25 protein-coding genes are annotated in these 26,898 nt (G+C 64.0%); 16 read left to right on the plus strand and 9 right to left on the minus strand.

Going from position 1 to position 26,898, the window contains the following annotated elements; all coding sequences use genetic code 11:
• Positions 1–7 precede the first annotated feature (7 nt).
• Positions 8–367: a hypothetical protein gene (locus F8237_RS22120; protein WP_151647865.1), complete on the plus strand. Its 360-nt coding sequence runs from the start codon at positions 8–10 to the stop codon at positions 365–367.
• A 142-nt stretch (positions 368–509) separates the two neighbouring features.
• Here the strand turns inward: F8237_RS22120 and F8237_RS22125 are convergent, their stop codons facing one another.
• The 3 genes from F8237_RS22125 to F8237_RS22135 form a co-directional block, all read right to left on the minus strand.
• The gene (locus tag F8237_RS22125; RefSeq protein ID WP_151647867.1) at positions 510–713 is read right to left on the minus strand and encodes a hypothetical protein; all 204 of its coding nucleotides are present in this window, start codon (positions 711–713) and stop codon (positions 510–512) included.
• 206 nt (positions 714–919) lie between these two features.
• On the minus strand, positions 920–1,618 hold the full coding sequence (locus F8237_RS22130; RefSeq protein WP_151647868.1) for a hypothetical protein: 699 nt from the start codon (positions 1,616–1,618) through the stop codon (positions 920–922).
• Between the two features lie 49 nt (positions 1,619–1,667).
• Positions 1,668–1,853, minus strand: coding sequence for a hypothetical protein (locus F8237_RS22135; protein ID WP_151647870.1), 186 nt, complete (start codon positions 1,851–1,853; stop codon positions 1,668–1,670).
• Between the two features lie 458 nt (positions 1,854–2,311).
• Between F8237_RS22135 and F8237_RS36430 the strand changes: the two genes are divergently transcribed.
• Entirely contained in the window at positions 2,312–2,491 is a 180-nt protein-coding gene (locus F8237_RS36430) for a hypothetical protein (RefSeq protein WP_151647874.1), read from the plus strand.
• A gap of 863 nt (positions 2,492–3,354) precedes the next feature.
• On the opposite strand, the gene F8237_RS22155 is transcribed toward F8237_RS36430, so the two are convergent.
• Both F8237_RS22155 and F8237_RS22160 read right to left on the minus strand, forming a co-directional pair.
• A complete protein-coding gene (locus F8237_RS22155; protein WP_151647876.1) occupies positions 3,355–5,142 on the minus strand; it encodes a peptide ABC transporter substrate-binding protein in 1,788 nt (595 codons plus the stop codon).
• 519 nt (positions 5,143–5,661) lie between these two features.
• Positions 5,662–6,048, minus strand: a complete 387-nt coding sequence (locus tag F8237_RS22160; RefSeq protein WP_151647878.1) for a hypothetical protein — start codon at positions 6,046–6,048, stop codon at positions 5,662–5,664.
• Between the two features lie 225 nt (positions 6,049–6,273).
• Between F8237_RS22160 and F8237_RS22165 the strand changes: the two genes are divergently transcribed.
• From F8237_RS22165 to F8237_RS22210, 10 genes are all read left to right on the plus strand, one after another.
• A complete protein-coding gene (locus tag F8237_RS22165; RefSeq protein WP_151647880.1) occupies positions 6,274–7,068 on the plus strand; it encodes a MetQ/NlpA family ABC transporter substrate-binding protein in 795 nt (264 codons plus the stop codon).
• Positions 7,069–7,222: 154 nt separating this feature from the next.
• Positions 7,223–8,260 carry a putative FMN-dependent luciferase-like monooxygenase gene (locus tag F8237_RS22170; protein WP_151647882.1) on the plus strand — a complete coding sequence of 346 codons (1,038 nt, stop codon included), beginning with the start codon at positions 7,223–7,225 and terminating at the stop codon, positions 8,258–8,260.
• A 37-nt stretch (positions 8,261–8,297) separates the two neighbouring features.
• A complete protein-coding gene (locus tag F8237_RS22175; RefSeq protein ID WP_151647884.1) occupies positions 8,298–8,924 on the plus strand; it encodes a CMD domain protein in 627 nt (208 codons plus the stop codon).
• A 12-nt stretch (positions 8,925–8,936) separates the two neighbouring features.
• A complete protein-coding gene (locus tag F8237_RS22180; RefSeq protein ID WP_151647886.1) occupies positions 8,937–9,521 on the plus strand; it encodes an alkylhydroperoxidase domain protein in 585 nt (194 codons plus the stop codon).
• Between the two features lie 75 nt (positions 9,522–9,596).
• Positions 9,597–10,754 carry an ABC transporter substrate-binding protein gene (locus F8237_RS22185; protein ID WP_151647889.1) on the plus strand — a complete coding sequence of 386 codons (1,158 nt, stop codon included), beginning with the start codon at positions 9,597–9,599 and terminating at the stop codon, positions 10,752–10,754.
• Positions 10,755–10,891: 137 nt separating this feature from the next.
• Positions 10,892–12,715: an ABC transporter permease gene (locus F8237_RS22190; protein WP_151647891.1), complete on the plus strand. Its 1,824-nt coding sequence runs from the start codon at positions 10,892–10,894 to the stop codon at positions 12,713–12,715.
• Positions 12,715–13,563, plus strand: coding sequence for an ABC transporter ATP-binding protein (locus F8237_RS22195; protein WP_162006163.1), 849 nt, complete (start codon positions 12,715–12,717; stop codon positions 13,561–13,563). Before F8237_RS22190 ends, F8237_RS22195 begins: the two co-directional genes overlap by 1 nt.
• Positions 13,560–14,300, plus strand: coding sequence for an ABC transporter ATP-binding protein (locus F8237_RS22200; protein ID WP_151647895.1), 741 nt, complete (start codon positions 13,560–13,562; stop codon positions 14,298–14,300). The genes F8237_RS22195 and F8237_RS22200 overlap by 4 nt, the downstream gene beginning before the upstream one ends.
• Before the next feature lie 131 nt (positions 14,301–14,431).
• Positions 14,432–15,511, plus strand: coding sequence for a HoxN/HupN/NixA family nickel/cobalt transporter (locus F8237_RS22205; protein ID WP_162006164.1), 1,080 nt, complete (start codon positions 14,432–14,434; stop codon positions 15,509–15,511).
• A complete protein-coding gene (locus tag F8237_RS22210) occupies positions 15,492–17,792 on the plus strand; it encodes a TonB-dependent receptor (RefSeq protein WP_151647898.1) in 2,301 nt (766 codons plus the stop codon). The genes F8237_RS22205 and F8237_RS22210 overlap by 20 nt, the downstream gene beginning before the upstream one ends.
• Here the strand turns inward: F8237_RS22210 and F8237_RS22215 are convergent.
• Both F8237_RS22215 and F8237_RS22220 read right to left on the minus strand, forming a co-directional pair.
• The gene (locus F8237_RS22215; protein WP_151647900.1) at positions 17,789–19,297 is read right to left on the minus strand and encodes a helicase HerA domain-containing protein; all 1,509 of its coding nucleotides are present in this window, start codon (positions 19,295–19,297) and stop codon (positions 17,789–17,791) included. The genes F8237_RS22210 and F8237_RS22215 overlap by 4 nt on opposite strands.
• Before the next feature lie 104 nt (positions 19,298–19,401).
• Positions 19,402–20,208, minus strand: a complete 807-nt coding sequence (locus F8237_RS22220) for a YkgJ family cysteine cluster protein (RefSeq protein ID WP_374761598.1) — start codon at positions 20,206–20,208, stop codon at positions 19,402–19,404.
• A 536-nt stretch (positions 20,209–20,744) separates the two neighbouring features.
• On the opposite strand from F8237_RS22220, the gene F8237_RS22225 reads away from it, so the two are divergent.
• Positions 20,745–21,329, plus strand: coding sequence for a LysE family translocator (locus tag F8237_RS22225; protein WP_151647904.1), 585 nt, complete (start codon positions 20,745–20,747; stop codon positions 21,327–21,329).
• Positions 21,330–21,365: 36 nt separating this feature from the next.
• Here the strand turns inward: F8237_RS22225 and F8237_RS22230 are convergent, their stop codons facing one another.
• Positions 21,366–22,430 (minus strand): ketopantoate reductase family protein, encoded by a 1,065-nt coding sequence (locus F8237_RS22230; protein WP_151647906.1) that lies wholly within the window; start codon positions 22,428–22,430, stop codon positions 21,366–21,368.
• A 532-nt stretch (positions 22,431–22,962) separates the two neighbouring features.
• On the opposite strand from F8237_RS22230, the gene F8237_RS22235 reads away from it, so the two are divergent.
• Together F8237_RS22235 and F8237_RS22240 are read left to right on the plus strand one after the other, a co-directional pair.
• Positions 22,963–23,172: a hypothetical protein gene (locus tag F8237_RS22235; protein ID WP_151647908.1), complete on the plus strand. Its 210-nt coding sequence runs from the start codon at positions 22,963–22,965 to the stop codon at positions 23,170–23,172.
• A gap of 1 nt (position 23,173) precedes the next feature.
• Positions 23,174–24,256 (plus strand): alpha/beta hydrolase family protein, encoded by a 1,083-nt coding sequence (locus F8237_RS22240; protein WP_151647910.1) that lies wholly within the window; start codon positions 23,174–23,176, stop codon positions 24,254–24,256.
• A 56-nt stretch (positions 24,257–24,312) separates the two neighbouring features.
• On the opposite strand, the gene F8237_RS22245 is transcribed toward F8237_RS22240, so the two are convergent.
• Positions 24,313–24,792 carry a MarR family winged helix-turn-helix transcriptional regulator gene (locus tag F8237_RS22245; protein ID WP_151647912.1) on the minus strand — a complete coding sequence of 160 codons (480 nt, stop codon included), beginning with the start codon at positions 24,790–24,792 and terminating at the stop codon, positions 24,313–24,315.
• Positions 24,793–25,304: 512 nt separating this feature from the next.
• Here F8237_RS22245 and F8237_RS22250 point away from each other — a divergent pair.
• Positions 25,305–26,876, plus strand: a complete 1,572-nt coding sequence (locus F8237_RS22250) for a porin (protein WP_151647914.1) — start codon at positions 25,305–25,307, stop codon at positions 26,874–26,876.
• Positions 26,877–26,898 lie beyond the last annotated feature (22 nt).

Here is a 26,898-nt window from a genome sequence, read left to right on the forward strand (position 1 = left end):
AGCGTCGGTGATCGAGGAAGCGCACGGCATCGTAACGCCTCGGCAACTGGTGCATCTGGCGACGCCAAACGGTGCGCCCACGCAACGAATTTCAGCAAACCTGGTGCTATTCAGCACGCTCTCCGAAGCCGTCCGACGTACGGCCGCCGCGGCCATCGAGGATCTTTGCGATAGATTGATTCATCGGTACGGCGAGAACTTGGGCGAGGCCGGTTACAACGCTTGGGCCTCCCTTCTGAGAGAGTCGGGGAACGTATCTCCTGACCTCCAGCTTCGTGCTTCGTTACCCACGCTTCCGTTCGCGATGGGAAAGCGCGACTTGCCGATCAGTGCCCTTATCCGCGGAATCCGGCTCGCTTTCGCGTGACGATTTCGGACAACGCCATGCGCAATGCGGTGAAGCGCGTGCTGGCAGCCTTCGGTCGCACTCAGATGCCGACCGAAGGCGCGACTGAGAAATCCGCCGCCTGACCGTGGACATCGACCTCACGCCCGGCGGCCAGCGATGTCTACCGGCCTGAGGCGTCAGAAGAGCCATCTAGGCTCACCTCGAAGGCGAGGACCATCTTAAGTTTGTCATTCTCAGGTAGTGCTGCCTCGGCGTAGCTAATTGCGGCCTCCAAGACGCGGAGATCCGCGGTGTCGTTATATTTTTTGATAAGCAACTTGCAGTCTTTGATCGAAGCTCGTGTTGCGCGCTCGAGATCGAACATCTCGTCTTTCCTAAAAGGTTGCTCTGCACCGTGCATCGACGCGACCACTCGCGATCAATTGTCCAGTCTCCGATCTAAAAATTCATAACTTACCCGATCGCCCAAATGGATAGCGCGTAGGATGGGTAGAGCGCTTGCGAAACCCATCAGACTTGTTATGAGGCGGGACTTCGATGGGTTTCGCTTCGCTCTGCCCATCCTACGTACTAATCAAAATAAGTGATCGTCTTCTTCACCACCATCGGCTTCCCCTGGTCGAAGAGAAATCTCAAATCTCCGTCGCGTGATCTCAGCAACCACAGCGCTTTGCTCAGCGACACCACATAGCTATCCGGAGTGACGACTCTTTGCTGCAAGCAGACAAGCAGCGAGTCGTTTGCTGTAAGCCGAAAAATATTCGGGAATACGATTCCTTGTTCTCCGAGTGGTTTGCTCAGGAGGCCAAAAGCATATTTGAGACCGCGAAGGTCTATGATTTCACCGGGCTTGATTGTGATTGATGAAAAATCAAACCGTGGATAGATCTTCGTGTCCGGTTCGCCTTCGTCGCAGCTGTCGTCCGTCGGAGTCCTGGTGTCGTTGTATTTGAGCGCAACCAGGCCAAGATTGCTAATGCGAGCCTGCCGATTTCCTGAATTGATGTAGGTCAGATCAATCGGCTGCGTAAACCCAATGCGGTCGCTCTCAGTTGTGATGAGCGGCGTAGAGGAGGTGATGAGGACTCGCAGATCGTCAGTCTGTCGGAGATTTGCCCAAAATCCAAATGCCGAGATGCCGAAGCCAAACACCGTAATCAGAAACGTTACGATGCTGGCCAGCACGGCCGCTGACCATTGGTTTCCGTGAGGCCCCGGTGGTTGCGATCGATGACCTCTTAACAAGGCCCGCATCTGCTTGCGATGCATCTTGGCATCTCCAGCCCGTTCTCGATCCAAACGCTTCGCGAAAGTCGGGTCAGTTCTTGCTTGTCGTCCCGGCATCCCGCGCCAGGCGCTCCGCCCTGAGACGCTTGTGGTTTTCCTGAAACTCCGGATCGGCCTGACTGTCCGCTATCGTTTGCCGCGCGCCGTTTGGATTTTGTGCCTTTCGCTCCGCTTCATCCGCGACCTGTTGCTCGGCGGAGCGTTTCCGTTTGGTCATTGCTCGATCCCTGCACCTGCGACTTGTTCCAGAAGCATCCAGATGATTCCCGGGAACCATCATAGCCGCTCGTTGCGCGGGCGGCGACCTCCAAAGCAAAGGGTGTCCAGCCCCACGGGCAAGCGCCCCGACGAGTCCGGGCGGGAGGGGCAATGGTTACATTGCGTCACGGCATGCTCTGCGCTAGAGCAGCCGGAGATGACTTGAGAGGTAAGCCCATGTCATATGCCTACAAGCTGAATGAAGACGTTCGCCACCAGCCCCAGGGTCCACAAGGACGTGCGGCAATTGATCCAGCCACGATTTACACCATCGTTCAATGTATGCCCATCGAGGCAGACGGACGTCTTCGATATCGCATCAAGAGCAAGTCGGGGAACGTCGAGCGAGTCGTGACGGAAGAGCAGTTGTCGTACTTTCAGTGATCTCGCGCGCTTGCTGGCAGAGGGAGTTTCGTCGTGCTGAATGACCGGGAAAATATCCTGAATGCGCTTCGAGAGAAGCCGCTCAAAGTCTACGAGATCATGAGGCGCGCCAATGTCGCGAACGAGGAAGCTTGCCAGTCTCTTCTGTTGAAAATGCGAGACGAAGGCTCGGTCAAGTTCGATATCCACAAGGGGCGATGGCTGGTCGGATGATCCTGCGAATTGTGGCGACGGTCAGTCCCGTGGACAAATCCCCGTCCTGTTTCCCTGCCTCGTCAACCCCTCTCCGCAGAAATATTCCACTTTACCGAAATTCGGAAATGACGTACATCTCGCCCATCCCGGCTCATCCTTGAGGGGCGATCTCGTGTCGTCACTGTCGCGAGCCGGGCTTGCGGTGGACGCGGCAGCGTCGGCATGAGAGGTGCGGGCAGGGCGGGTAGTCCCTGTGAGCTCGCGGCCGCCTGCGGACGAGCGGCGCTGTCAGGTTCGTCTCGTCTGTAAGTTTCCGGCTTCGTCGACGGGGCCGGGAAAACTGCGGCGACATGGCGGGCCGTGCGTACGGCAAAACCGTGTGGTCCTGGCCGTCGTTGCTACGGTCAAGCTCTTGCGGAGGTGTTTGCGAGCCCAACCGGGCGGACGGCATCGTCAATTCGCGAGGGCGAGGGAGGCCAGAAGGAAAGTTCGGCTCCCGGGAGAGCACGGCATAAGCCGTCAACCCACTGCGCAGGGAAGGCCGAGTGATTGGCACCACCTGTATGCTGCTGTGCGGTCTCCTTTGCGCTTTATTCGCGCAGCGGACCGCGGGTGCGAGGTCAGCACCCGGCCTTCCCTGCGCCCTCTTGGATTGGAGGGTGGAGTGACCAGGCAAGGCTCGGGCGAAATGCGCCGCGAGAATGCGAAGGTGTGTCCGCAAGCTTGATATGCGAGTTGGAGAATGGCGACTGTGCACCTTGCTCCGTCATTGCGAGCGACACACGCCACTCCCGTGCCCCGGACGCAGCGCAGCGCTTCTTCAGCGGTGCGCTGCAGATCCGCGACACGTGACTGCCTTCGTCGCGATCCCGCGCGCGCCCTCAGCTCCGATACCAGCTCCCCAGATTCCACGTCGTCACGTCCCAGCCCGAGAGGTCGGCCATGAGGTTGTTGAGGCAGCCGCCGACATTGGTGCGCGAGAGCAGCGGCACGAGGATGTTGGCCTCGCAGAAGATCTCGTTGACCTTGATCAGCAGCGCGGCGCGCTTGACCGGATCGAGCTCCTTCTGCGCGGCCTTGTAGGCCTTGTCGGCCTCCGGATCGGACCAGCGCGAGACGTTGCGGCCGAGCCATTTGTTGTCCTTGGTCGCGATCTCCCAGGAGACGCACTGGTTCAGGAAACGCTCGGGGTCGGGCTGCGGCTGCGTCGTGGCGTACATCTCCATGTCGCAGTAGAATTTCGTGTAGGTGTCGGGGTTGCCGACGTCCGAGGAGAAGAACACCGATGCGGTGACCGATTTGAGCTCGAGCTCGATGCCGGCCTTCTGGCAGGCCTGCTTGATGATGGCCTGCGTCTTCTGGCGCGGCGCGTTGGTCGAGGTCTGGAAGACGTATTTGAGCTTCTTGCCGTCCTTCTCGCGGATGCCGTCCGCGCCCATCTTCCAGCCGGCCTCGTCCAGAATCTTGTTCGCCTTGTCGACGTTGAACTCGTAGGCGAGCTTGCCCGATTTGAAGCGCTTGGGCTCGTTGACGAAGCTCGCGGTGGCGGTGCCGCCGCGGCCGTAGATGTATTTCTGGATCGAGTCGCGATCGATCAACAGGTTGATCGCCTTGCGGACGGCCGGATCGGACAGCGAGGGATGCTTGCTCTTGGCGCTGGACCGCTCGCCGTCGATTTCGGTCCAGGGGTCCGTGGTGTTGAGGATCATGAACTCGACGTTGCCGGAGGGCTGGACGTCGATCCGGCCCTTGCCGCTGGTCTCCATGCGCTTGAGGACCTCGTCCTCCACCAGCAGGTTCCAGGCAAAGTCGTATTCGCCGGTCTGCAGCACCGCGCGCGCCGCGGAGACGGCGTCGCCGCCGCCCTTGACCTCGAGTGTGTCGAAATGCGGCTGGTTCTTGACGTGGTAGTCGGGGTTGCGCTCGGCCTTGATCAGGTCGCCGGGCTTGAACTCGACGAACCTGTAGGGACCGGTGCCGACCGGCTTCAGATTGCCCGGCGCATCGCGCGACTTGGCGCCGGCATAGTCGCCGAACAGATGCTTCGGCAGGATCTGCCCGACCGAGCCGACGAACGGGTCGGCCCAGAACGGGGTCGGGTCCTTGAAGATCACCTTCACGGTGTGGTCGTCGATCTTCTCGACCGTGATGTCCTTGTAGGAGCCCGTGGAGTAGGCGGCGGTGGCGAGATCCGAAGCGTAGGTCCAGGTGAAGACGACGTCGTCGGCGGTGAACGGCTTGCCGTCATGCCATCTCACGCCCTGCTTCAGCTTCCAGGTCACGCTGGTGCCGTCAGCCGCAAGGCCGCCATTCGCCTTGGTCGGAACCTCGGCGGCGAGGCAGGGGAAGAGGTTGCCCTCCCTGTCCCAGCCGGCAAGCGGCTCGAAGAAGATGCGGGAGGCGACCTGATCCTTGGTGCCGACGGCGAAATGCGGATTGAGCAGCGTGGGCGCCTGCCAGATCAGGATCTTGAGCGGGCCGCCGCCGCCGGCCTTGGTCGGCTTGTAGTCGAGCGTGGCGTCCGCCATCGCGACGTCGTTCCAGAGCAGGATCTGGCTCGCGATCGGCGCCGTGATCCCCACCGCAGCCAGTGTCCGGATGAACGAGCGTCGCGACAGCGTCCCCTGCTTCACTCCCGCGACCAGGCCGCGAATGTCGTTCTCGTCCATCGGATGACCTCCACCTTCTCAAAGAAAAGTCGTCACCAGCATGCAAGTACCGTGCACACTCATCCAGGACGTTCGATGGCGTGGAGTCAAAGACAGGATTGCCGAGTTTGAACGGAGTTCTTGCGGTGAAACGCCGCAGGGGCGCGCAGCTCCATCACCGTCATCCTGAGGTGCGCGCGCTGCGGCGCAGCCGCAGGGCAAGCCTCGGAGGTCGCCGGCCCGGCTGCATCCCGGCCGTTCATCCTTCGAGGCTCGCATCGCAATGCATCTGCATTGCGCCACTCGCGCCTCAGGATGACGGAACCAGCGTCGTGCAGCGCGGTGAGTGCTGGATCGCCGCCTGAAACGTTCAGGCGGCGATCCAGTGCGAACTCGGTGAACTTGGGGAAGTTCTAAGGCCGCGACAGGACGCTAACCCGCCACGCGCAGAGGCTTCAAGTTTCGCGATGTTGCTCCGGCCGGAGTTTGATTGCAGCAGCCGGGAAATTGCCACAGATGAGCCGCGCGAGATCGAGTGCATCACCGGATGCTGGCAACGCCGACCGCCAGCATCGACAGCAGCAGCAAGTTGGTCAGCAATTGCAGCGCCGTCTTCGGCTGCGCCAGCCAGCGCGAAACCTTCTCGGCGAAGGACAGCGCCGGATCGGCGAACAGCGGCTCATGGCTGTGCCTGAAGAAGTGCGGAAACTTTGGCCCGAGCCACGGATTCACCAGGGCATGGAGGGTCGATGTCATCGCAATGAAAATGGCTGCGCCATAGCGCTGGTCGGCGAATTCCGATGCGTCGATCAGCATTATCATCAGCGCGACGCCGGAATAGAACGGAACGCCCTGGAGCAGCGCGTAGAGCGCAAGACATTCGAGGCGGTTGCGGTTTGCGAGCCTGGAGGCTGCGAGGGCGATCATGGCTGAACTCCGTGCTGGACCTGCCGCCAGTCTCGCGCGCCGGAAGCCGTCTTGCCGTGACGCGGCTCACGCTTGCGGAAGGCGGCTTGCCCGCCGTGAATTCGTTTCACGTTTGGCGCCGAATGGAGAAGGTGTCGCTCGCCTCGCGCGGCCAATATGGATTTCCATTTCATTGATTTCACCCTGCGGAGAAGCGAATACGGTTCCAATCATTGCCGCAGATTCATGGAGACCAAGATGTCGTTGCGCCCCGCTCTGATCCTCGCATCCGTGCTCGCCGCCTGGTCGGCCGCAGCCGCAGCCGAGACCATCAAGATCGGCGTGACGCCGGGGCCGCATGCCCAGATCTTCGAGGCCGTGAAGCCGATCGCGGCCAGGCAGGGCCTCGACATCCAGCTCATCGAGTTCTCCGACTACGTCGTGCCGAACGCCGCGCTCGATGCCGGCGAGATCCAGGCCAATTCGTTCCAGAACCAGCCTTATCTCGACAACCAGAAAGCCGACCGCGGCTACAAGATCGAGGCCGTCGGCCTGACCGTGAACTTCCCGATCGGCGTCTATTCGAAGAAGCACAAGGCCTTCGCTGACATCCCCGAGGGCGGCAAGGTCTCGATCCCGAACGATCCGACCAATGGCGGCCGCGTGCTGCTGCTGCTGCGTGACAAGGGCGTGATCAAGCTGAAGGACGGTGTCGGCTTCAAGCCGACGGTGCTCGACGTCACCGAAAATCCCAGGAAGCTGAAATTCGTCGAAGTCGACGCGGCGCAGGCACCGCGCGCGCTCGACGATGTCGACGCCGCCGCGATCAACACCAATTATGCAACCCAGGCGGGGCTCGACCTGGTCAAGGATCCGATCCTACGCGAGGACCCGAAGGGCCCCTACGTCAACCTCATCGCCATTCGCACGGCCGACAAGGACAAGCCCTGGGTCAGGATCCTCGTCGACAGCTATCACACCCCGGAGGTCAAGGAGTTCGTCCTGACCAAGTTCAAGGGCGCGGTGTTGCCGAGCTGGTAGGCAATCTGCCCAGCCAAGGCCCAGCACAGGGCGGTCCCAACGGGCAGCCTTGCGTACTGGCCCTGCGTAGTAGCCTTGCGCAATGTCCGCTTGTGTGGAGCCGCGGCAACCGACATCATCGGGGGCCCGGCAATCCTCGCCCGACAGGGATCGTATGAAACGCTTCGCAAATCTGAAACGACTGGGGTTCTTCACACGGCTACTCGACGACGCGCCGCCCGCCGAGCGATATCGCTTTGCGGCCGAGCAGATCATGCGCGCCGAGAAGGCGGGCCTCGATTCCGCGTGGATCGCGCAACACCATTTCCATGAGCGCGAGGGCGGATTGCCGTCGCCCTTCACCTTCCTCGGCTACGTCGCAGCCCGAACCTCGCGCATTCGCCTCGGCACCGGCATCGTCGTCTTGCCGCTGGAGAGCGCGGTGAGGGTGGCGGAGGACGCCGCGGTGCTCGATCTGCTCTGCAACGGCCGCTTCGAGCTCGGCGTCGGCACCGGCGGCAACCCGTCGGCCTTCGCCGCCTTCGGCCTCGACGGCGCCCAGCGCAACGAGATCTTTGCCCGCAATCTGGACGTGGTCCGCACCGCGCTGGTCGGCAAGCCGCTTACCGGCGGCGATATGCTCTATCCGCAGCGGCCCCAATTGGACAAGCGGATCTGGCAGGCGACCTTCTCGGTCGCCGGCGGCGCGCGTGCCGGCAAGGCCGGCGACGGCCTCTTGCTGTCGCGCACCCAGCCTCGCACGAAGGAGGCGCCAAAGGCCACGCTCGCCGAGATCCAGAATCCGGTGATCGACGCCTATCTCGCCGCGCTGCCGCCGGGATGCGAACCGCGCATCATGGCCTCGCGCAGCGTGTTCGTCGCCGACGACCATGCCGAGGCGATGCGGCTCGCGGATATCGGGCTGCGGCGCGCGCTGCCGCAGTTCATGAAGGGCGGTCACCTGCCCCCGGGCGAGACGCTGGAGGAGATGATCACCGCGTTCGACACCCATGTCGGCGACGCCGACCACGTCATCGCTTCGCTCCGCGCCGACGCAACACTGGAGCGCGTGACCGATCTGGTCTTCCAGGTGCATTCGGTCGATGCGCCGCACCCCTACGTCCTGCGCTCGATCGAGCTGGTCGCGGAGAAGGTCGCGCCGGCGCTGGGCTGGACCCGGGCGGCTGCCGCCGACGTCGCCCTGGCGGGCTAGTCGAAATGAATGTGATCGTGTTGCACGAGGCTCAAGGATGAGTACGAAAGATATCATCGACACGCTGGCCGGGATCGAGCCGGGCTCGGCTCTGGATGCCATCCGCGCGAAGCGCGTACAGGCTCGCGACAACGCGCAGAAGAGCTATCTGTCGCTGTTCGAGCCGATCGACGCCGGCGATTTTTCGCTTGTCGAGCGTGCCGCCGTCGCAGCCTTCGTGATCGGCCTCCATGGCGAGTCTCCCGTGGCGGCCTTCTATCGCGATAAGCTCGCGGCGACTGCGGATGGAGCGGCGCTGCTCGAGGCGATCAAGGCCGAGATCGCGCGCGGCAAGACATCGGGCCCGTACGGCGCCTATCCGGCCGGCCCGTTGTCGGCCGAGGACAAGACCGGCTTGATCTACCGCGTCAGCGCGGATCGGAAGCCGGTGCTTGGCGCGCGACTCGTCGCGGCGCTGGAACATGCGCACCTCCTGGTGTTCCGCCCGCGCGATGCGGCGGCCGCCGACATGAAGGCGCTGCTGGCCGCCGGCTGGTCGGAAACGGGCATCGTCACGTTCTCTCAACTCGTTGCGTTCCTGTCGTTCCAGGTGCGCGTCGTCACAGGTCTGCGCGTGCTCGGTGCCTCGCTTGGGCGTACCGCGAACGCTGTGGCCGGCGCGTAAGGAGACCGCATCATGAGCGCTGCAAACACCGTCAATCCGCCCGTCGCTTTCACCCAGGACGAGCTCGGCTGGGTGTCGTGGATCGACCCGCTGCCGGAGGCCGAGCTGACCGAGCGGCATTTCGCCGGTCTGGTCGATCGCTCCCGCGCCAAGTCCGAATATTTCCGCCTGCTGGTGCGCGATCCCGAGGTGCTGGAAGCCCGCACCAAGACCGACAAGGACATCTTCTACAACGTCGCCGACGGCTTGCCGCGCGCCGAGCGTGAGCTGGCGGCCGCCGCGACCTCGCGCTACAACGGCTGCATCTACTGTGCTTCCGTGCATGCGCGCTTCGCCAGCACCTACTCCAAGCGCCGCGACGACGTGCAGCGCCTGCTCGACGAGGGCGTCGGCGTCGATCTCGGCGAGCGCTGGAACGCCGTCGTCAAGGCGTCGGTGGCGCTGGCCGCAACGCCGATCGCGTTCGGCCCCGACAATATCGAGGAGCTGCGCCGCGCCGGCCTCGACGATGCCGAGATTGTCGATGTCATCAACGGCGCGTCGTTCTTCAACTGGGCGAACCGGCTGATGCTGTCGCTCGGCGAGCCCTCGAAATAGGCAAACCTTGGCGGCATGGAAATTGCTGCTCTTTTCAAAACTGCTTGTTTCAACATGGAATGGATGGAGCCGAGCATGAGCAACATCGATCGTCGTACCCTGGTCAAGGGCTCGCTTGCCGCCATGATGGCGGGAGCCGCCTTCTCGCGCGGCGCCCTCGCTGATACCTCCGAGCCGATCCTGCTCGGCGTCAGCGGTCCCTTGACCGGGCCGAACGCGCAATATGGCACGCAATGGAAGCAGGGCTTTGATCTCGCGCTCGACGAGATCCTCGCCGCGGGCGGCATCAACGGCCGCAAGCTCGCCTATAATTTCGAGGACAGCCAGAGCGACCCGCGCCAGTCGGTGGCGATCGCCCAGAAGTTCGTCTCCGATCCCCGCATCGTCATGGAGCTCGGCGACTTCTCCAGCCCGGCTTCGATGGCGGCATCCCCGATCTATCAGCGGGCGGGGCTGGTGCAGTTCGGCTTCACCAATTCGCACCCTGATTTCACCAAGGGCGGCGACTTCATGTGGAGCACATCCGTGAGTCAGGCCGACGAGCAGCCGCTGCTGGCGGCCTATGCCGTGAAGCGCCTCGGTCTGAAGAAGCTGGCGGTGCTGCACCTCAACACCGATTGGGGCCGCACCAGCCGCGACTATTTCGTCAAGGCGGCGAAGGAGTACGGTGCCGAGATCGCTGTTACCGAAGGCTACATCGCCGAAGAGCGAGACTTCCGTTCCACCTTGGTGCGCGTCCGCGACTCCAGTCCGGATGGACTGATCCTGATCTCCTATTATTCCGACGGTGCGCTGATCGCGCGCCAGGCCCGCCAGGTCGGCCTGAAGCAGGTGATCTGCGCCGCAAGCTCGGTCTATTCGCCGAAATTCCTGGAGCTCGGCGGTGACGCCGTCGAGGACGTCCATGTCGGCACGCGCTACTTCCCGGAAGACCCGCGGCCCGAGGTGCAGAAATTCATCGCGGGCTTCAAGAAGAAATACAACGGGATCGAGCCCGATGCTTTCAATGCCTATGCTTACGATGCCATGAACATGGCGGCGGCCGTGGTGAAGATCGGCGGCACCGATCGCCGCGCCGTCCGCGACGCCTTCACGAAAGTGAAGGATGTCTCGAGCGTGATCTTCGGGACGGCGACGTTCGACGTCGAGAGCCGCCGCGTCAAGGGCGCCATGAACGCCGAACTCGTCGTGCGCAAGGGCCAGTTCGCGCTCTGGGACGGCAAGCCGACCTGACATGATGGCCGGATGCATGATCCGGAAAAGTGTGAAGTGGTTTTCCGAAAAGATCATGCACAAGACAAAATGAAGCGCGACAATCTCATCGCGCTTCGTCACTCCGGCCGCTATTCTTTTCACGCGGGGACCATCGCTTGTCTTCCTGGCTCGACTACACGATCAACGGGCTGATCGTTGGTAACGTCTACGCCCTCGTTGCGGTCGGGCTTGCGCTGATCTTCGGCGTCAGCCGGCTGATCAACTTTGCGCAAGGATCGATCTATCTCGTCGGCGCCTATATCGGCTGGGTCGCGGTGGTGCAGCTGCATATGCCGCTGCCGCTCACCATCATCGTGGTCGCGGTGGCCGCCGCCATCGTCGGGCTGATCATCGAGCGGTTCGGCCTGCGTCCGCTGCAGAACTCCGTTCGCATTGCGCCGCTGCTCGCGACCATCGGCATCAGCTTCGTGCTCGATCAGCTGGTGATGCTGACCTTCTCGCCCAATCCGCGCGCGCTGCCTAGCCAGTTGCCCGATGTGCGCTTCCAGGTCGGCGGCGGCACGATCGGCCCGCTTGATCTGCTCATCGCCGGTGTCGGCCTCACCAGCGCGATTCTGCTGTTTGTGTTCCTGCGCTACAGCAAGCTCGGCTGGGCCATCCGTGCCACGGCGCAGGATCGCGACGCCGCCATGCAGATGGGTGTCGACGTCAACCGCGTCAATCAGGCCGTGTTCGGCATTGCGGCGGCACTCGGCGGCGTCTCCGGCCTGCTGGTCGGAATGTACTACAACCAGATCGACACCGCGATGAGCCTGCAGGCGACGCTCAAGGGTGTCGTCGCCGAAGTGGTCGGCGGTGCCGGCAACGTGCCCGGCGCGGTCATCGGCAGCCTGCTGCTGGGGCTGGTGGAGAGCTATGGCGTCGCCGTGTTCGGCACCAGCTATCGCAACCTGTTCGCGTTCCTGCTGCTTGTCCTGGTGCTGGTGCTTCGCCCGAACGGATTGTTCGCCAGCGCACGGCAGGCGCCGCCCGAGCCGATGACCGGCACCTTTATCGCGCCGAGCCGCCCGGTGCGGATTCCGCGCTGGGCGCTGCTGGCCGCTGCTGCGGCCTTTGCGATCCTGCCGTTGCTCCCGGTGTCCTTCTACGTGCTCCAGACCCTGATCAACGCCTGGCTGCTCGGCATGCTCGCGCTCAGCCTGACGCTGGTGGCGGGCACGATCGGGCAAGTTTCGCTCGGGCACGCCGCGCTGCTCGCGATCGGCGCCTATACGTCCGCGCTGCTGTCGCTGTCCTTTGCCGTCCCGGTCGGCCTCGCCGTCATCGGCGGCGGCTTGATGAGCGCCGCGCTCGGCACGCTGTTGATTTCGCCGTCGTTCCGCCTGCGCGGCCATTACGTGTCGATCGCGACGCTCGCCATCGGCGAGATCGTGTCGCTGGTGATCCTGAACTGGGAGAGCGTCACGCGTGGCCCGATCGGCATATCCGGCATCCCGCCGCTGTCGCTGTTCGGCTATGAGCTGATCGGCCCGAGCTCGATCTACTGGTTCAGTTTCGGGGTGATGGTCGTGCTGGCGCTTCTCCAGGGGCGTCTGCTTGGCTCGCATCTCGGCCGCAGCTTTCGCGCCATTCGCGACGACGACATCGCCGCGCGCGCCTACGGCCTCAGCCTGAACCGCTACAAGTCGCTGGCCTTCATCTTCGGCGGCTTCGCAGCCGGCGTCAGCGGCGGCATCGCCGCGCATCTTTATTCCTACATCAATCACGAGACCTTCAACACGCAGCAATCGATCCTGGCGCTGACGGTCGTGATCCTCGGCGGTCTCGGCAATGTCGTCGGGGCCATCGTTGGATCGGTCGCGCTGGTCGGCATTCCGGAGATGTTCCGGATCGCGGCGGAGTACCGCATCCTGATCTACGGAATCGTGCTCCTGCTGCTGGTGCGCTTCAGGCCGCAGGGCCTGTTGGGGACGATGTGATGGCGGAGCAGCACGCGACCATGCTGTCTTTGCGCGGGCTGACGCGCCGCTTCGGCGGCCTCACCGCCGTCAATGCGATCGATCTCGACCTCGCCAAGGGCGAGCTCGTCAGCATCATCGGCCCGAACGGCGCCGGCAAGACCACGCTGTTCAATCTCGTCACCGGGCTCGACCGGCCAGACGCCGGCGAGGTCCGCTTCGAAGGGCAGGACATCACGGGTCTGTCGCCGGAACGGCTTGCGGCCGGAGGGATCGCGCGCACGTTCCAGCTCGGTCGCGTCTTCGGCAATCTCAGTGTGATGGACAACGTCCTGATCGGCGCCCATACGCGGCTGCGCGCGGTGAAGCCGGCGGTGCCGCTGATCGGCCCGCTGCTCGAGCTCGGTTTGGCGCTGCTGCGCCCCGCCAGTGTCAGGGCCGAGGAAGAGCGGCTGCATGAGGAGGTGAAGGTCATTCTCGCGCGCTTCGGCGACCGGCTGCTGCCGCGGATCGACCAGCCCGCCTACAGCCTCTCCTACGCCAACCGCCGCCGCGTCGAAATCGCGCGCGCGCTCGCGCTGCAGCCGCGCCTGTTGCTGCTCGACGAGCCGACCGCCGGCATGAATCCGACGGAGACGACGGAGATGCAGGGCCTCGTCGCCGAATTGAAAGCGGAAGGGCTGACCATCCTCCTGATCGAACACAAGCTGGAGATGGTGATGCGTCTCTCTGATCGCGTCATCGTCATGGACGAGGGCAAGAAGATCGCGGAAGGCCCGGGCGAGGTGGTGCGTGTCGATCCCAAGGTGATCGAGGCCTATCTCGGCCATGGCCTGTCGGGGTCCGCGGAGCAGGAGAGTGCGGCATGACGACGAGCACATCCGAGCCGCTGCTGGCGCTGTCCAAGGTCAATACGTTCTACGGCCAGGCGCAGGTGCATTTCGACCTGTCGATCACGGTCGGCCGCGGCCATATCGTCTGCCTGCTCGGCGGCAACGCCAGCGGTAAATCGACCACGATGAAGATCATCCTCGGTCTGGTGAAGCCGCGCTCGGGCGATGTGACGTTCGATGGCGCCTCGCTGCTGGGGCTGACCACGCCGCAGATCGTCCGTCGCGGCATTGCCTCGGTGCCGGAGGCGCGGCGCCTCTTCGCCGACATGAGCGTGCGGGAAAACATCCTGATGGGCGCCTTCGTGCGCAACGACCGCGACGCGATCGCGCAGGATCTCGACAAGATGCTGACGCTGTTCCCCAAGCTCGGCCAGCGGCTGTCGCAGCGCGCCGGTTCGCTCTCCGGCGGCGAGCAGCAGATGGTGGCGATGGCGCGCGCGCTGATGAGCCGCCCCCGGATGATCGTGATGGACGAGCCGACCATGGGCCTGTCGCCGCTCTATGTCGATCGCGTGCTGGAGCTGATCCGTACCATCAACCAGGAGGGTGTCTCGGTCTTCATGGTCGAGCAGAACGCCAGCCTCGCGCTGGAGATCGCGCACGAGGCTTATGTGCTCCAGACCGGCAAGATCGTGCTCTCCGGCCCGGCGCGCGCGTTGAAAGACGACCCCCGCATCCGCGACGCCTATCTCGGTGGTTCTGAGGCGGCGTAAGGCGGTGCGCTGACGTCTCCACATCGTCATGGCCCGGACAAGCCCGGGCATGACGACACCCGGGACTAGCCAGTGTGATCATTCTATGAAAATATCATACCGCTGGCGCGATGCAGCGTGCAGCGGACGGAATGATATTCGTGTCGAAATTGTCTTTGCGGGCGGTCGAGCCTGGTTTGGTGCTGCTGTTCGGCGGGCTCATCGCCGCCAACATCGCCGCGTGGATCTGGGCCTTCGCAACGTTCGGCGACCGGCCGACGGTGATGGCGACCGCGCTGCTCGCCTGGGTGTTCGGCCTGCGCCACGCCGTCGATGCCGACCACATCGCCGCCATCGACAATGTCGTGCGCAAGCTGATGCAGGCGGGGGGCGCGCCGCGCAGCGTCGGTCTCTATTTCGCGCTCGGGCATTCCACCGTGGTTGTGGTCGCGACCCTGCTGCTGGCGCTGGGCGTGGTGAGCCTCGGCGGCGACAGCCTGCTCAGGGAAATCGGCGGCTTCATCGGCACCTCGGTGTCGGCGCTGTTCCTGCTGGTGATCGCAGCCATCAATCTCGCCATCTTTGTCAGCCTGTGGCGGACATTTCGCATCGCACGCGAGCAGGGCGTTCACGACGCTGAAGGCCTCGAGGCGCTGCTCGAGAGCCGCGGTGTGCTCGCACGGCTGTTCGGCCCCATGTTTCGCCTGGTGACGAAGCCGCGGCACATGTATCCGCTCGGATTTCTGTTCGGGCTCGGTTTCGATACCGCGACCGAGATCGGCCTGCTCAGCATTTCCGCCGGTGAAGCTGCGCGCGGCGCTTCGTTCGCCGATATCCTGGTCTTTCCCGCGCTGTTCGCTGCCGGCATGGCGCTGGTCGACACCGCCGACTCCACGCTGATGGTGAGTGCCTATCGCTGGGCCTTCGTCGATCCCTTGCGCAAGCTCTGGTACAACCTCACCATCACCGGCGCCTCCGTCGCGGTGGCGCTGTTGATCGGCGGCATCGAGGCGCTTGGCCTGATCGCGGATCGCCTCGGCCTGTCCGGTGGCGTGTGGACGCTGGTCGATCATCTGAACGAGTCGCTTGCGAATGTCGGCTTCGCCGTGATTGCGCTGTTCATGGTCGCCTGGCTGGTCTCGGTCATGCTCTATCGCCGTATGTTTGCAGGCGATCGGCACCGCGCCGCGCCAAGGGGCGTGGAATGCACCGATGCGACTGAGGCGGCCTGATCTCGGTCGTCGCTGCGGCGCGCTGACGGCACTCCCGGCCTTCGTTCTTCTCGCGGATTGCAGCAAGGCTTTCGCGCAGAGCGGCAGTGCCTCGCGCGAGCTGCCGCCGATTCAGGTCACCGGCGGCGAGACGCAGCATCACAAGAAGCCGCCTGTGCCGCGACGCGCCGGCAAGCCGGCGGCGGCGAGCCGCAGCGTCGCTCGGCCGGCGCCAACGGATGTCGCCGGTGTCGCCTCCGGCGTGAAAGGCGCGCCAGGCATGGCGAGCGAGCTCACCGTCTCCGGCGAGGCAGTCAACGCGCGTCCCTTCACGCGGCCGGGCGAGGCGCTCGAAGCCGTGCCGGGGCTGATCGTGACCCAGCATTCCGGCGAGGGCAAAGCCAACCAGTATTTTCTACGCGGCTATAATCTCGACCACGGCACCGATCTCGCGATCACCGTCGACGGCGTCCCCGTCAACATGCGCACGCACGCGCACGGCCAGGGCTATGCGGACCTGAACTGGCTGATCCCGGAAACCATCGCCGCGATCGACGTGCGCAAGGGACCTTACTTTCCCGACGAAGGCGATTTCGCCTCGGTCGGAAGCGTGCATATCGGCCTGATCGACCGCACCAGGGGCCTCGCGCAAGTGACCGCGGGCAGCTTCGGTTATCGCCGCCTGCTCGGCATGGACTCCGCGAAAGTCGGCGACGGCGCGTTGCTCGTTGCCGGCGAGATCGGCAGCTATGACGGCCCCTGGGACAATCCGGACAAGGTGCGCAAGCTCAACGGCCTCCTGCGCTACAGCCAGGGCACCGCGACGGACGGGGTGTCCGTCACCGGCATGGCCTACGCGAACAGATGGAATTCGACCGATCAGGTGCCGCAGCGCGCGATCACCGGTGGATTTTTGAATCGCTTCGGCTCGGAGGATCCGAGCGACGGCGGCAACACCAACCGCTTCGCGCTCTCGGGCCGCGTCGCGCAGAGCGACGATCTCGGCTCGTGGAAGGCCAATGCCTATGTCGTGAAGAGCCAGCTCGATCTCTTCAACAATTTCACCTACTATCTCAGCGATCCCATGCTCGGCGACCAGTTCCACCAGCACGACGACCGCCTGATGGCGGGCGCGAACATCTCGCGCACGTTGAACGGCTCGTTCGCGGGCCTGCCGATGCAGACCACGATCGGCCTGCAATCGCGCTATGACGCGATCGATCTCGCGCTCACCAACACATTCCAGCGCGGCTTTCTCGCCAGCATCCGCAGCGACGAGGTCGCCGAGGGCAGCGTCGGCCTCTATGCCGAGAACACCGTGCGCTGGACCGACTGGCTCAGGACCACGATCGGCTTGCGCGGTGATTATTACGCCGCTGACGTGACCTCGCTGTTCAACGCCGCCAATTCCGGCCGCGCCGATGCTGCGCTCGGCAGCCCGAAATTCCGGATGGTGCTTGGCCCGTTCAACCAGACCGAATTCTTCTTCGGTGCCGGCACCGGCATGCATTCCAACGACGCGCGCGGCGCGACCACGACGGAAGACCCGAGTGATCCCTCCACACGGCTGACACCGGCGCCGCTGCTGGTGCGCACGCGTGGCGCGGAGGTCGGCGTCCGCAGCAAGATCGTTCCCGGCCTCGACAGCTCGCTCAGCCTTTTCATCCTCGACCAGGATTCCGAGATCCTGTTCTCCGGCGATGCCGGCGACACCTCGGCGACCCGCGCCAGCCGCCGCTACGGTTTCGAATGGACCAGCCATTATCGCCCGCGATCGTGGATCGACATCGACGCCGATCTCGCCATGACGCATGCGCGCTTTCGCGGCACCGACAGCGCGCAGGGAGAGGTCTACGCCTCGCTGGCCGGCTATCCGGAAGCGCAGATCGGCAATGCACCCGGCAATTACATTCCGAACGCGCCGGCGATGGTGGCCTCGGCCGGCGTCACGCTCGGCGAGACGACCGGCTGGTACGGCTCCTTGCGCTGGCGCTATCTGGCGTCGAGCCCGCTGACGGAAGACAATGCATTCCGCTCGTCAGCGACCAGCATCTTCAACGGCCGCCTCGGCTATCGCACCGACAATGGCTGGCGCATCCAGCTCGACGTGCTCAATCTCTTCAACACGCAGGCGAACCAGATCACCTATGCCTACGGTTCGCTGCTCAAGACCGACACGCTGTACACTCTCTGCACCGGCGGCGTCGCGCCGGCGTCGGTCTGCCGGAACGGCGTGATGGATTACGTGCTGCACCCGGTCGAGCCGCTGACGTTCCGTCTGACGGTGGCCGGGGTGTTCTAGGCCGGCGCGGTGCTCTGCGCCGGCTCCGCCGGCAGATCGTCGCCATTGGGATCGCCCGGCGCCGTGGCCCAGGCCAGTTCCACCAGCGTCACGAACCTGCGGCCTGCGCCGTCGAGCTGGCAGACGATCAAGCCCTGCTCCTCCATGTAGCCGAGCAAACGCTGCGCCCGGCGCAGCGAATGCGAGCCGTAGGCGCGGGCGATCGCGGCGTCGCCGGGGCAGGGCCAGCCTTCCTTCGCCGCGCGCGCGATCATCATGAACACGCCCTGCATATCGTCGGGCAGGATCGAGGCGCGCAGCGAGACGTCCTGCCAGGCGTCGTCCTCGGCATGCTCGGCGCCGAGCCCGGCGCGCGCGCGAGTCAGCATGCGGCGGAATTCGGTGAGGTGAGGCACCGCGGAGCCGAGCCCTTCGATGCGGCAGCGAACCACGAACTCCTGGTAGAGCACGCCGACGGCGCGGAAGCCGGCATCGGGTTCGGCGAGCACCGCGCGAAGCGTCCGATCCACGCGCTCGCGCCGTTCCGCGAGCTCTTCCGCACTGACCGGCACCTCGACCATTTCGGGCCCGATGTCCGGCGCGGCTGCCTTCGCGGCGCGGAGCTGTTCGAGCAGATCCGGTGCGGGCCGGCGCTGCGGCCGGCTGGCATCGGGCGGCGGCGCGGCCAGGATCACGGCGCGCATGTCCGCGAGCGCCTCCGGCAGCGGCATCAGCCGCGGCGTCGAGTTGCGCGCATGGGTGTCGGTCGGTCCGATATTCAAGCGCAGCGGACGGCGCGACAGCGCAGGTCCCAGCGCCATGAACTGTCCGCGCTCGAGATCGCGAAAGGCTTCCGCCTGCCGCCGCTCCATGCCGAGCAGGTCGGCGGCGCGCGCCATGTCGATGTCGAGGAAGGTGCGGCCCATCAGGAAGTTGGAGGCTTCCGCCGCGACGTTCTTGGCGAGCTTGGCGAGGCGCTGGGTCGCGATGATGCCGGCGAGCCCGCGCTTGCGGCCGCGGCACATCAGATTGGTCATCGCGCCGAGCGACAGTTTGCGCGCTTCGTCCGAGACTTCGCCCGCGACTGCGGGTGCGAACAGCTGCGCCTCGTCCACCACCACCAGCATCGGATACCAGTGGTCGCGGTCGACGTCGAACAGGCCGCCGAGGAACGCCGCCGCCCGCCGCATCTGGTTCTCGGCGTCGAGACCTTCGAGATTGAGCACGGTGGAGACGCGATGCAGCCGGGCGCGCTCGCCGGCGATCTGAAGGCCGCGCTCGGTGTGATCCTCGGCCTCGATCACCAGATGGCCGAAACGCTCGGCCAGCGTGACGAAATCGCCTTCGGGGTCGATGATGGCCTGCTGCACCCAGGGCGCGCTCTGCTCCAGCAGCCGGCGCAGCAGATGCGACTTGCCGGAGCCTGAATTGCCCTGCACCAGAAGGCGGGTCGCCAGCAGTTCCTCGAGGTCCATGGCCGCCACGGCGCCCGCCGTGGTCTGCCCCATCTCGATCGCAACCGTCATGTCCCGACTCAAGGCCCCATCATTCGCGGACAGGGGCTTATCAACCCGGCCGGGGCGCGTCGAGCACAACAGCGCGAATCAGGACGCGTTGCCCACGGTGGCGTTCAGGCGTGACCGGACAGCCGCAGAAGCGCGGGCCGGTAGGGGGCTTGCGGATCGTCGTCCTCGTTCCCGGGGATGACGCAGGACCCGAACTCCTGCCCGATCCGCTCGATCTCGGCGATGCGCTCGTGCAGCCGCTGCAGATGGTCCTGCGACGTCGCCTTCCAGAACCGGAACGTGTCGGCCGTGAGCGGCAGGAACGCGGTGCCGAACAGCGTCGGCTCTGGAACGACGGTGCGTCCGAGCAGCAGGAATCTGTTGGCGCCTGAGACGATGAGGGTCGCGTAGCCGCGGTTGCCGATTCGCCTGATGCCGTTGAGCGACCATTCGGCGAGCTTGCTGAAATACGGCTCCTCGCGCCAGCGATCGGGGCAATGATCGTCAACGGTGACGTTGACCGCGTCCTGGCTGAAATGCACGATGATGCCCGATGTCGCCGGAAACCATTCGTCGTCGAGATGGCCTTGCAGCCAGGCGCAGACGAACGACCGGCACATCTGCGGACGGCGGTCGTAGATGGTGCAGCCGGTGCCCGTCTGCCAATGCCGGCAAAGCTGGTTCACCGGCTTGTCGACGGCCGCCACCTCCAGCACATCGCAGCAGGCGTTGCACGATCCGCATTGCCTCGTATTGGGCGCCGTCTTCGGCAGGCCGGTCGCGCGAAAACCCTGGCCGTCGCGGACCAGCAGCTTCTGCTTCTCCAGCGCGCTCAGCGCACGCTCGATCTTGAGACGAGACAGTCCGGTGGCGTCGATCACGCCCTTCATCGTCGTCGCGCCTGCCTCTACCGCGCGGACGACGCTCCGCATCGCCTGGTCCATTCTTGTTGTTCTTGTTTGTTGGTCTTGGGCTTCTGTGTTTTGGCTGACTGTCGAGCTCCGGTTCTGGAACTCATTCGCCGCGGAACGGCATCCAGATCACGTTGCGTCGAGGGATAATTCGGCAGGCGCATGTTGCTCGCGTGTTTCCGCGAGACAAGACAACGAGCCTGCCACGCACGCATGCGGCGCTTGCGCAAATGCAGGATCACGCGCGAGGCGTGAGACTTGATTCCCTCGCGCGACGACGCTCGGTCATGCGCGCATCGCTTCATTTCGGGCGTAAACACGCCGGTTTCGCGTTGTCTCGCGTCGAGATATGACGAGCAACATGCATTCGTCTCACGCAGTCGTGATATTTGCGATGGAGCGCAGCAGTCGCGCGCGCACGACACGTTCGCGTGATCGAAGCGCGGGCGAAGACTATCGCGTCGCGCGTTGCTTGCGCGTCACACCGGGAACTGTCTGCGGCCTCGTCGCATGACACAGATCAAAGGCGGCCGGCCGCGAGCCTGCTATCTGACTGTATGAGTTTTCTGACCTTCTTCGCGGCGACCTATTTCCTGCTGGCAGTGCCTGGGCCGACCAACACCTTGCTCGCGACATCGGGCGCAGGGATCGGCATCGCGCGCTCGCTTCACCTGCTTGCCGCGGAGCTGTGTGGCTATCTGCTGTCGATTGTGCTGCTGCGGACGGCGCTCGGTCCGATCGTCAGCGATATTCCGCTTGCGGCTGTCGTGCTCCGCGTCGCGGTGACGATCTACATCCTGTGCCTCGCCGTCATGCTCTGGCGCGTCAATACACGCGAGCTGCGTGACGGTGCTGCGGTGACGTTCGGCCAGGTGCTGCTGACGACCCTGCTGAACCCGAAGGCGCTGGTCTTCGCCTTCCTGCTTCTGCCGCTCCAAATCGGGCCGCTCGAACTGCTGCCGTGGCTCGGGATGATCGCGCTTCAGATCCTCACGGCCGGGGCGGCATGGATCGCATTGGGCGCAACACTCGGCCGCGGCGCGCGCCGGCTTGGGCACCCCGAGATCGTGACGCGGATCGGCGCGGTTACGCTGGTCGCGGTCACCGGCCTGATCTGGATCCAGTCATTTCTCAGCGCGTGAGCGCCAAAGCTGTTCGACGGGAGCAGGAGCTGCGCGCTACTGCGCGCCCGATCCGCCTTGCACGATCTTCTCGTTCAGCTTCAGGTCCACGGTCTCGACCGTGCGGTCGATCTCGGCATTCGGCACGCCGAGCTGATGCGAGATCAACTTCACCAGCAGGTCGACGCGCTCGATGAAGGGCGCGCCGCTCGCGACCGCGCGCGCGGCCGATGACGGCTTGAGCAGGCTTTCGGCGGCCTTGGCGTATTTGGCGAACGGCACCTGGTCCTGCGGATCGGCGCCGAGCCGCCGGGCGATCGCGTCGACGTGCTCGTAGATCGTCTGCGAGCGCTTGAGATCGCCGTGCACGGCGTCGCGGATCGATTGCGGTTCATGCGGCGTGATGCAGCGGTAATTGCCGGTGAGGAGCATCGACCATTTCGCCAGCGGCACGAACAGCGAGTCGAAAACTTTCAGCTTCACCGGCACGTCGTGGCCGTCGAGCGTCACCGCGTCGATGTCGGCCTCGAGCTCGCGCAGCATCGTGTTGTGTTTCTCGTCGGCGAATACCGATGCCTTGAAATTGGTGGGCAGGCCGACATGGAGCACGTTCGCGGCTTCCTCCGGCGGACGGAAGGCCTGCGGGTCGGGCGAGCACAGCGTCACCAGCCCCGGCTCGAAACGCTCCCACACTTGCGCATTGGTGTAGGCCTCTTCGAGGTCCATGCCTGCGAGCGCCGGGATTCGCTTCAGATAGGGCAACGGCGGCATGTTCATGATCGACAGGCACGGCAGCTTGGCCGCGGCGATCTTGATCATGAGAACGCGGACCGTGTGGTTGGTGTACTGCGGCTCCTGCATCGCAAGGCCGACCATGTCGTAGCGGGACAGGTCGACATCGGCCGGCGTCACGGCGTCGAGCTTGCCGGGCAGGTCGCGTGAGAAGATGGCGCGGTGCACGGCTTCGTCGCGCAACTTGATGCGCACCTCGGTACCATCGCGATTGATCAGCTCCGCGGTCCTGGCGCGGCAAACCAGGGTCACGTTGTGCCCCGCCATCAGGAGCTTCGTGCCCAGCAGCGAGCCGTAGGAAGCCCCGAGAATCAGGATGTTGCGCGCCATGTTTCGTCCCTTTGAGAAATTGTGCTGATTTTTTTGAGCCCCGGCCGTCGTCCAGGGGCGAATTGCCGGCATCTAAAGCGAACTGCCCCTGGATGGCAACTGGGATAATGCATACAAGAAGACGCCCGGAATATTCCGTGACCCGGATGCAACGTGGCGGTCCGGGAAGGTCGATCAGGGTGGCGAAAGCCCCATTCGTCCAGCAGGCCACGGCCCTTGCGAAGAGCCACTTCCGATTGGCAGAAATTCGGATTTACGTTATTTTAGCGCATTGAGAGGTGTCATCATACGTCGTCATGTCTCGCGTGCGGTTGAGTGACGCTGACGATTCCCGTCATGAGTTTGTTCCGCCAGATCGACATTACGCATCGATGAAGCGGCAATCGGCCGCATTTATTTCCGTATCGTGCATTCACAATGACGGCCTACACAGGGATGCCTCATCCGTCGGCAAATGAAGTATTTTTTAGTCGTCAACCGCAACAAAAAACTACAAAGCCGGCGGCGCAAAAGTGGCAGAGTGGGCGCATGAATGACTGTGGATCAGCAACGGAACTGGGACGTGACGAATGAGTTGAGTCGGCCTGGAGCTTCAATCGAAGCCGGCTCGTTTGGAATGCAGACCGTTTCGCGCAATGCCTTCGCCGAGCAAGGCGAAGATGGAGCGATCATCGGGCCTGATTTCGTTGCGCCAGAAGGTGGATCGAACGCGGGGTCTGCGACCTCGCCGTTCGGCGACTGAAATGGAAGGTGATCATTGGCCTCACGGCTCCTGCGACGGCGCCGGTCGCAGCCTTTCAGATTTGCGGAAACGCGCATCCGAATTTTTCGAAGGCCTGTCCGTTGCAGAGCTCGTGCGCGAGTCGCACAGGAATCTGTGGGTTTCGGACTGGTCGAGGATCGCGGACGAGTACCGGGCGTTCGCCGAATCAGCGCGCCGAGACGGGTCCATTCATGTGGCACGGGAAGAGTGGCTGTGCTCGCTGACGGCTCTTGAAGTCGCGAGAAACGTGTCCTGTTCCGGAGACCCCGCGAGTACCGACCTCGCAGACAAGGTCGGAATCAACCTGAAAGGCCTCGAGGAGGACGCCGGTCCGGCGATCGAACGCGTGAAGATCGATGGGTTCGATCAAGGCTCGCTTGCCGGCTACTTTGTGCCGGCGTTTCGTGACGGGCCTTCCGCGCCCGTGGTGATTTGCGTCAGTGACGAGGACGTCACCCTCGGCTCGATGATGAGCAGACTGTTGCCGGCCTCACGCCGCCGGAACATGTCGCTCCTGCTCGTCGATGCCGGCCATTCGTCCGTTCGTCGCCCCGTCAAACCGGAGCATGTTCTTCAATGCTGGCTGGACTATCTGGAGGCTCGCCCGGACGTCGATTCGCAGCGGATCGCGGTCTATGGCGAAGGGGCGGCCGCCAGTCATGCGTCCGGCCTTGCCTTGCTGGATCGCAGGATGGCTGCCGCCGTGTGCGACGGCGGTATCATGGCGCCGATCATGCGCCGCGCATCGCTGCGCTGGACGATCGGCGCCGAGCCGACCGGCGGTGACGGGACCCCGGCGGGCTCGTTGCAGCCGTCGCGTCGAATCCCTTGCCCGCTGCTCGTGGTCGCCGGGACTCGCTCGATGGTCTCGGAGGAGGATGCTCTCGAGCTGCAAGCCATCTATCGGCAGGCCGGAGCCGATTGCTCGACCGTCGTGCCAAACTGCATCCCGCACCCGCTGGGCGAGGTCGAAAACTTCGTCGCCGTAGACGATTTCATTTTCGAATGGCTCGCCAGCAAGCTTGGAACCGTCCGCCAGCTTGATCCCGTGACCTATCTGTAAGGCGCGATGAGGCCGGGCTGACGCCGGCGGCTGCTCTGCGCCCCGGCGTCAGCGGATCACGAGACGTCGATGGCCAGCAAACGCGCGGCCAGCCGGGCATTCTTTGCAATCGTTGCGAGCGCAACGTTCAGATCGGCCAGGGTCTTCTCGTCGAGCTCGTTGAACATGGTCGAGTTCAAGGCGAGCTTTCGCTTGGACAGTTTCTCGATCTCCGCCGTCGCCTTTGCCGTCAGCGACATCAGGACGAAGCGCGCGTCGTCTGCGCCCGGCCGCCGCGACAGGAAGCCGGCCTTCTCGAGGGCCTTGGTCTGGTTGGTGACGAAGGCCGGGTGGACCCGCAGCTTGTTTGCGACGTCGATTCCGGCGACGCCTCCGCCCTGGTCCAGCTCGGTGATGGCCATCAGGATCAGCCACTGCGGCTCGGTGATGCCCAGCAGCCCGGCCCAGCTGGTGTGGATGTCCTCCAGCTGAGAGTGAATCTCGACGACATTCCAGATGAAGTCCGTAATCGCCCTGTCGAGTTTTTTCTCGATCATGTGGCTCCCCCCGTTTCCCCTAGATCATTCTTTTAATGGGATATTTGGGAGGCGTCTCGGATCTCGCGCACCGACAATAGTAAAGAGTACCGCGCGGGGGAAACGACCCGATTGTTTAGTGCTTGCAAAAATCAATTAATTAAATTACGTCTTCTCTCACTCAATCTTTGCTGCTCTTGACCGTCTCAATGGGCCAGCACTGTGAGACCTCCAAGAAAGCCCTCGGGATGCCCCCTGAGGGCTTTTTACTTTTTAGCCATAGGCTTAGCTGGCGTTGCGGCTCTCCTTGTTGCCCTCAAGCCACATCTCCCCCGGAACTTACGCTTCATTAAATCAATGAATTGAGGCGATTGTTTTTATAAACTATATGTGAAGCCACGACGGAGGGGGGGCACCTCACTGTCGTTTCAGTCCGGACTTTCAGTGCGGGCCTGAATTGAACGGAAATTGAAGTGGGTAAAGCGGCCTCCGACGAGGAGCCGAGCCCCCTGAACCGACCTGGAGGTTTACTAATGAAGTTTACGAAGACTCTTCTTCTCGGCTCGGCAGCCGGCCTGATGGCCGCCTCCGGTGCGTTCGCAGCCGATCTCCCCGTGAAGGCCAAAGCGGTCGAATACGTGAAGATCTGCTCGCTGTACGGCGCCGGCTTCTACTACATCCCGGGCACCGACACCTGCATCAAGCTGGGCGGTTACCTGCGCGCCGAAGTCGCGCTGGGCACCAACAGCGTCTACGGCGCTGCCAACGGTTCGCCGGCCGGTGCGCACAACCGCCTGAGCAACTACTACACGATGCGCGCTCGTGAAGACCTCAACATCGACACGCGCACCGCGACCGAATACGGCGTCGTTCGTACCTTCTTCGACGGCGTGTTCTCCTGGACGACCGGCGGTTATCAGGGTTCGGGCTCGGCCACCGGCGGCACCGTCTACACCGGCTCGCTCGGCCTCAACACCTCGGGTGCGACCCCGGCGCTGGTTGGTTCTTCGGTCAACGGCACCGACGGCAACACCTCGGCCGGTTCGCTCGGCGTGTACTACGCCTTCATCCAGTTCGCTGGCTTCACCATGGGTAAGGCCGTGTCGCAGTTCGACGCGCCCTGGACCAACTATCCGGGCAACAACTTCGACGGTCTCGTCGGCGGCAGCGGCACGGTCACTGGTGTCACCCAGTTCACCTACACCGCTGACTTCGGCCAGGGCGTGACGGCGGCGTTCTCGGCTGAAGACGCAACGGCCTACTACCAGGCCGGCAACCAGAACCTCACTGGCGCGACCGCCGGTGGCATGATCGGTGGCTCCTACGGCACCAACTCGATCGGTGGCTCGCGTTCGCCGAACCTCGTTGGTATGGTTCGTGTCGACCAGGCCTGGGGTCTCTTCCAGGCGTCGGTTGCCGCGAAGGACAACCACGTTGCCTACTACGGCGCGACCGAAACGACTGGCCACCCCGACGACAAGTGGGGTTGGGCGGTTCAGCTCGCTCTGTCGATCAAGAACATCCCGACCGGTGCGGGTGACGTGATCAACATCCAGGGCGTCTACACCGACGGCGCGACCCGCTACAACTTCCAGAACCTGGCGGGCAGCTCCTACTCGATGTTCGGCAGCTCGGGCGTTGCCTACCAGAGCGTCGGCTTCGCCAATGCTCCGGACACCGTGTACATCACCGGTTCGTCGCAGGAGACTGTGAAGACCTGGGGCTTCCGCGGCGCCTACACCCACAACTGGGATCCCTACTGGAACACCGCGCTGTACGGTGCCTACGCTCAGGCTCAGTACGGCTCGCTCGCCAAGACCGCGCTTTGCGGCGCTGGCGGTGCTGGCGGCGTCTTCGGTGGCCTGGCCGGCGTCACGGGTTGCAACCCGGACTTCGCCGTCGGCCAGATCGGCCTGATCACCCGCTGGACCCCCGTCAAGAACCTGACGTTCTCGGGCGACCTGAACTGGACGCACCTCGACCAGAAGTACTCCGGCACTGTCGGCTACGCTGGCGCCGGTACGACCGCGAAGCCGGCTGCTTTGTACGAGCTGAAGGATCAGGACAGCATCACCCTGCTCCTCCGCGCTCAGCGCAACTGGTAACACCTGTCGCAAGACTGGAATC

The sequence above is a fragment of the Bradyrhizobium betae genome, assembly GCF_008932115.1.
GTDB lineage: Bacteria > Pseudomonadota > Alphaproteobacteria > Rhizobiales > Xanthobacteraceae > Bradyrhizobium > Bradyrhizobium betae.

Excerpts from the sequence above, each read along its gene's own strand:
- F8237_RS22240 (WP_151647910.1), top strand. The coding sequence starts at position 23,174 with ATGGAAGGTGATCATTGGCCTCACGGCTCCTGCGACGGCGCCGGTCGC.
- F8237_RS22125 (WP_151647867.1), bottom strand. The coding sequence starts at position 713 with ATGTTCGATCTCGAGCGCGCAACACGAGCTTCGATCAAAGACTGCAAG.
- F8237_RS22180 (WP_151647886.1), top strand. The coding sequence starts at position 8,937 with ATGAGCGCTGCAAACACCGTCAATCCGCCCGTCGCTTTCACCCAGGAC.
- F8237_RS22175 (WP_151647884.1), top strand. The coding sequence starts at position 8,298 with ATGAGTACGAAAGATATCATCGACACGCTGGCCGGGATCGAGCCGGGC.
- F8237_RS22200 (WP_151647895.1), top strand. The coding sequence starts at position 13,560 with ATGACGACGAGCACATCCGAGCCGCTGCTGGCGCTGTCCAAGGTCAAT.
- F8237_RS22170 (WP_151647882.1), top strand. The coding sequence starts at position 7,223 with ATGAAACGCTTCGCAAATCTGAAACGACTGGGGTTCTTCACACGGCTA.
- F8237_RS22155 (WP_151647876.1), bottom strand. The coding sequence starts at position 5,142 with ATGGACGAGAACGACATTCGCGGCCTGGTCGCGGGAGTGAAGCAGGGG.
- F8237_RS22195 (WP_162006163.1), top strand. The coding sequence starts at position 12,715 with ATGGCGGAGCAGCACGCGACCATGCTGTCTTTGCGCGGGCTGACGCGC.
- F8237_RS22185 (WP_151647889.1), top strand. The coding sequence starts at position 9,597 with ATGAGCAACATCGATCGTCGTACCCTGGTCAAGGGCTCGCTTGCCGCC.
- F8237_RS22165 (WP_151647880.1), top strand. The coding sequence starts at position 6,274 with ATGGAGACCAAGATGTCGTTGCGCCCCGCTCTGATCCTCGCATCCGTG.
- F8237_RS22220 (WP_374761598.1), bottom strand. The coding sequence starts at position 20,208 with ATGCGGAGCGTCGTCCGCGCGGTAGAGGCAGGCGCGACGACGATGAAG.
- F8237_RS22135 (WP_151647870.1), bottom strand. The coding sequence starts at position 1,853 with ATGACCAAACGGAAACGCTCCGCCGAGCAACAGGTCGCGGATGAAGCG.
- F8237_RS22230 (WP_151647906.1), bottom strand. The coding sequence starts at position 22,430 with ATGGCGCGCAACATCCTGATTCTCGGGGCTTCCTACGGCTCGCTGCTG.
- F8237_RS22160 (WP_151647878.1), bottom strand. The coding sequence starts at position 6,048 with ATGATCGCCCTCGCAGCCTCCAGGCTCGCAAACCGCAACCGCCTCGAA.
- F8237_RS22250 (WP_151647914.1), top strand. The coding sequence starts at position 25,305 with ATGAAGTTTACGAAGACTCTTCTTCTCGGCTCGGCAGCCGGCCTGATG.
- F8237_RS22210 (WP_151647898.1), top strand. The coding sequence starts at position 15,492 with ATGCGACTGAGGCGGCCTGATCTCGGTCGTCGCTGCGGCGCGCTGACG.
- F8237_RS22245 (WP_151647912.1), bottom strand. The coding sequence starts at position 24,792 with ATGATCGAGAAAAAACTCGACAGGGCGATTACGGACTTCATCTGGAAT.
- F8237_RS22235 (WP_151647908.1), top strand. The coding sequence starts at position 22,963 with ATGACTGTGGATCAGCAACGGAACTGGGACGTGACGAATGAGTTGAGT.
- F8237_RS22225 (WP_151647904.1), top strand. The coding sequence starts at position 20,745 with ATGAGTTTTCTGACCTTCTTCGCGGCGACCTATTTCCTGCTGGCAGTG.
- F8237_RS22215 (WP_151647900.1), bottom strand. The coding sequence starts at position 19,297 with ATGACGGTTGCGATCGAGATGGGGCAGACCACGGCGGGCGCCGTGGCG.
- F8237_RS22130 (WP_151647868.1), bottom strand. The coding sequence starts at position 1,618 with ATGCATCGCAAGCAGATGCGGGCCTTGTTAAGAGGTCATCGATCGCAA.
- F8237_RS22205 (WP_162006164.1), top strand. The coding sequence starts at position 14,432 with ATGATATTCGTGTCGAAATTGTCTTTGCGGGCGGTCGAGCCTGGTTTG.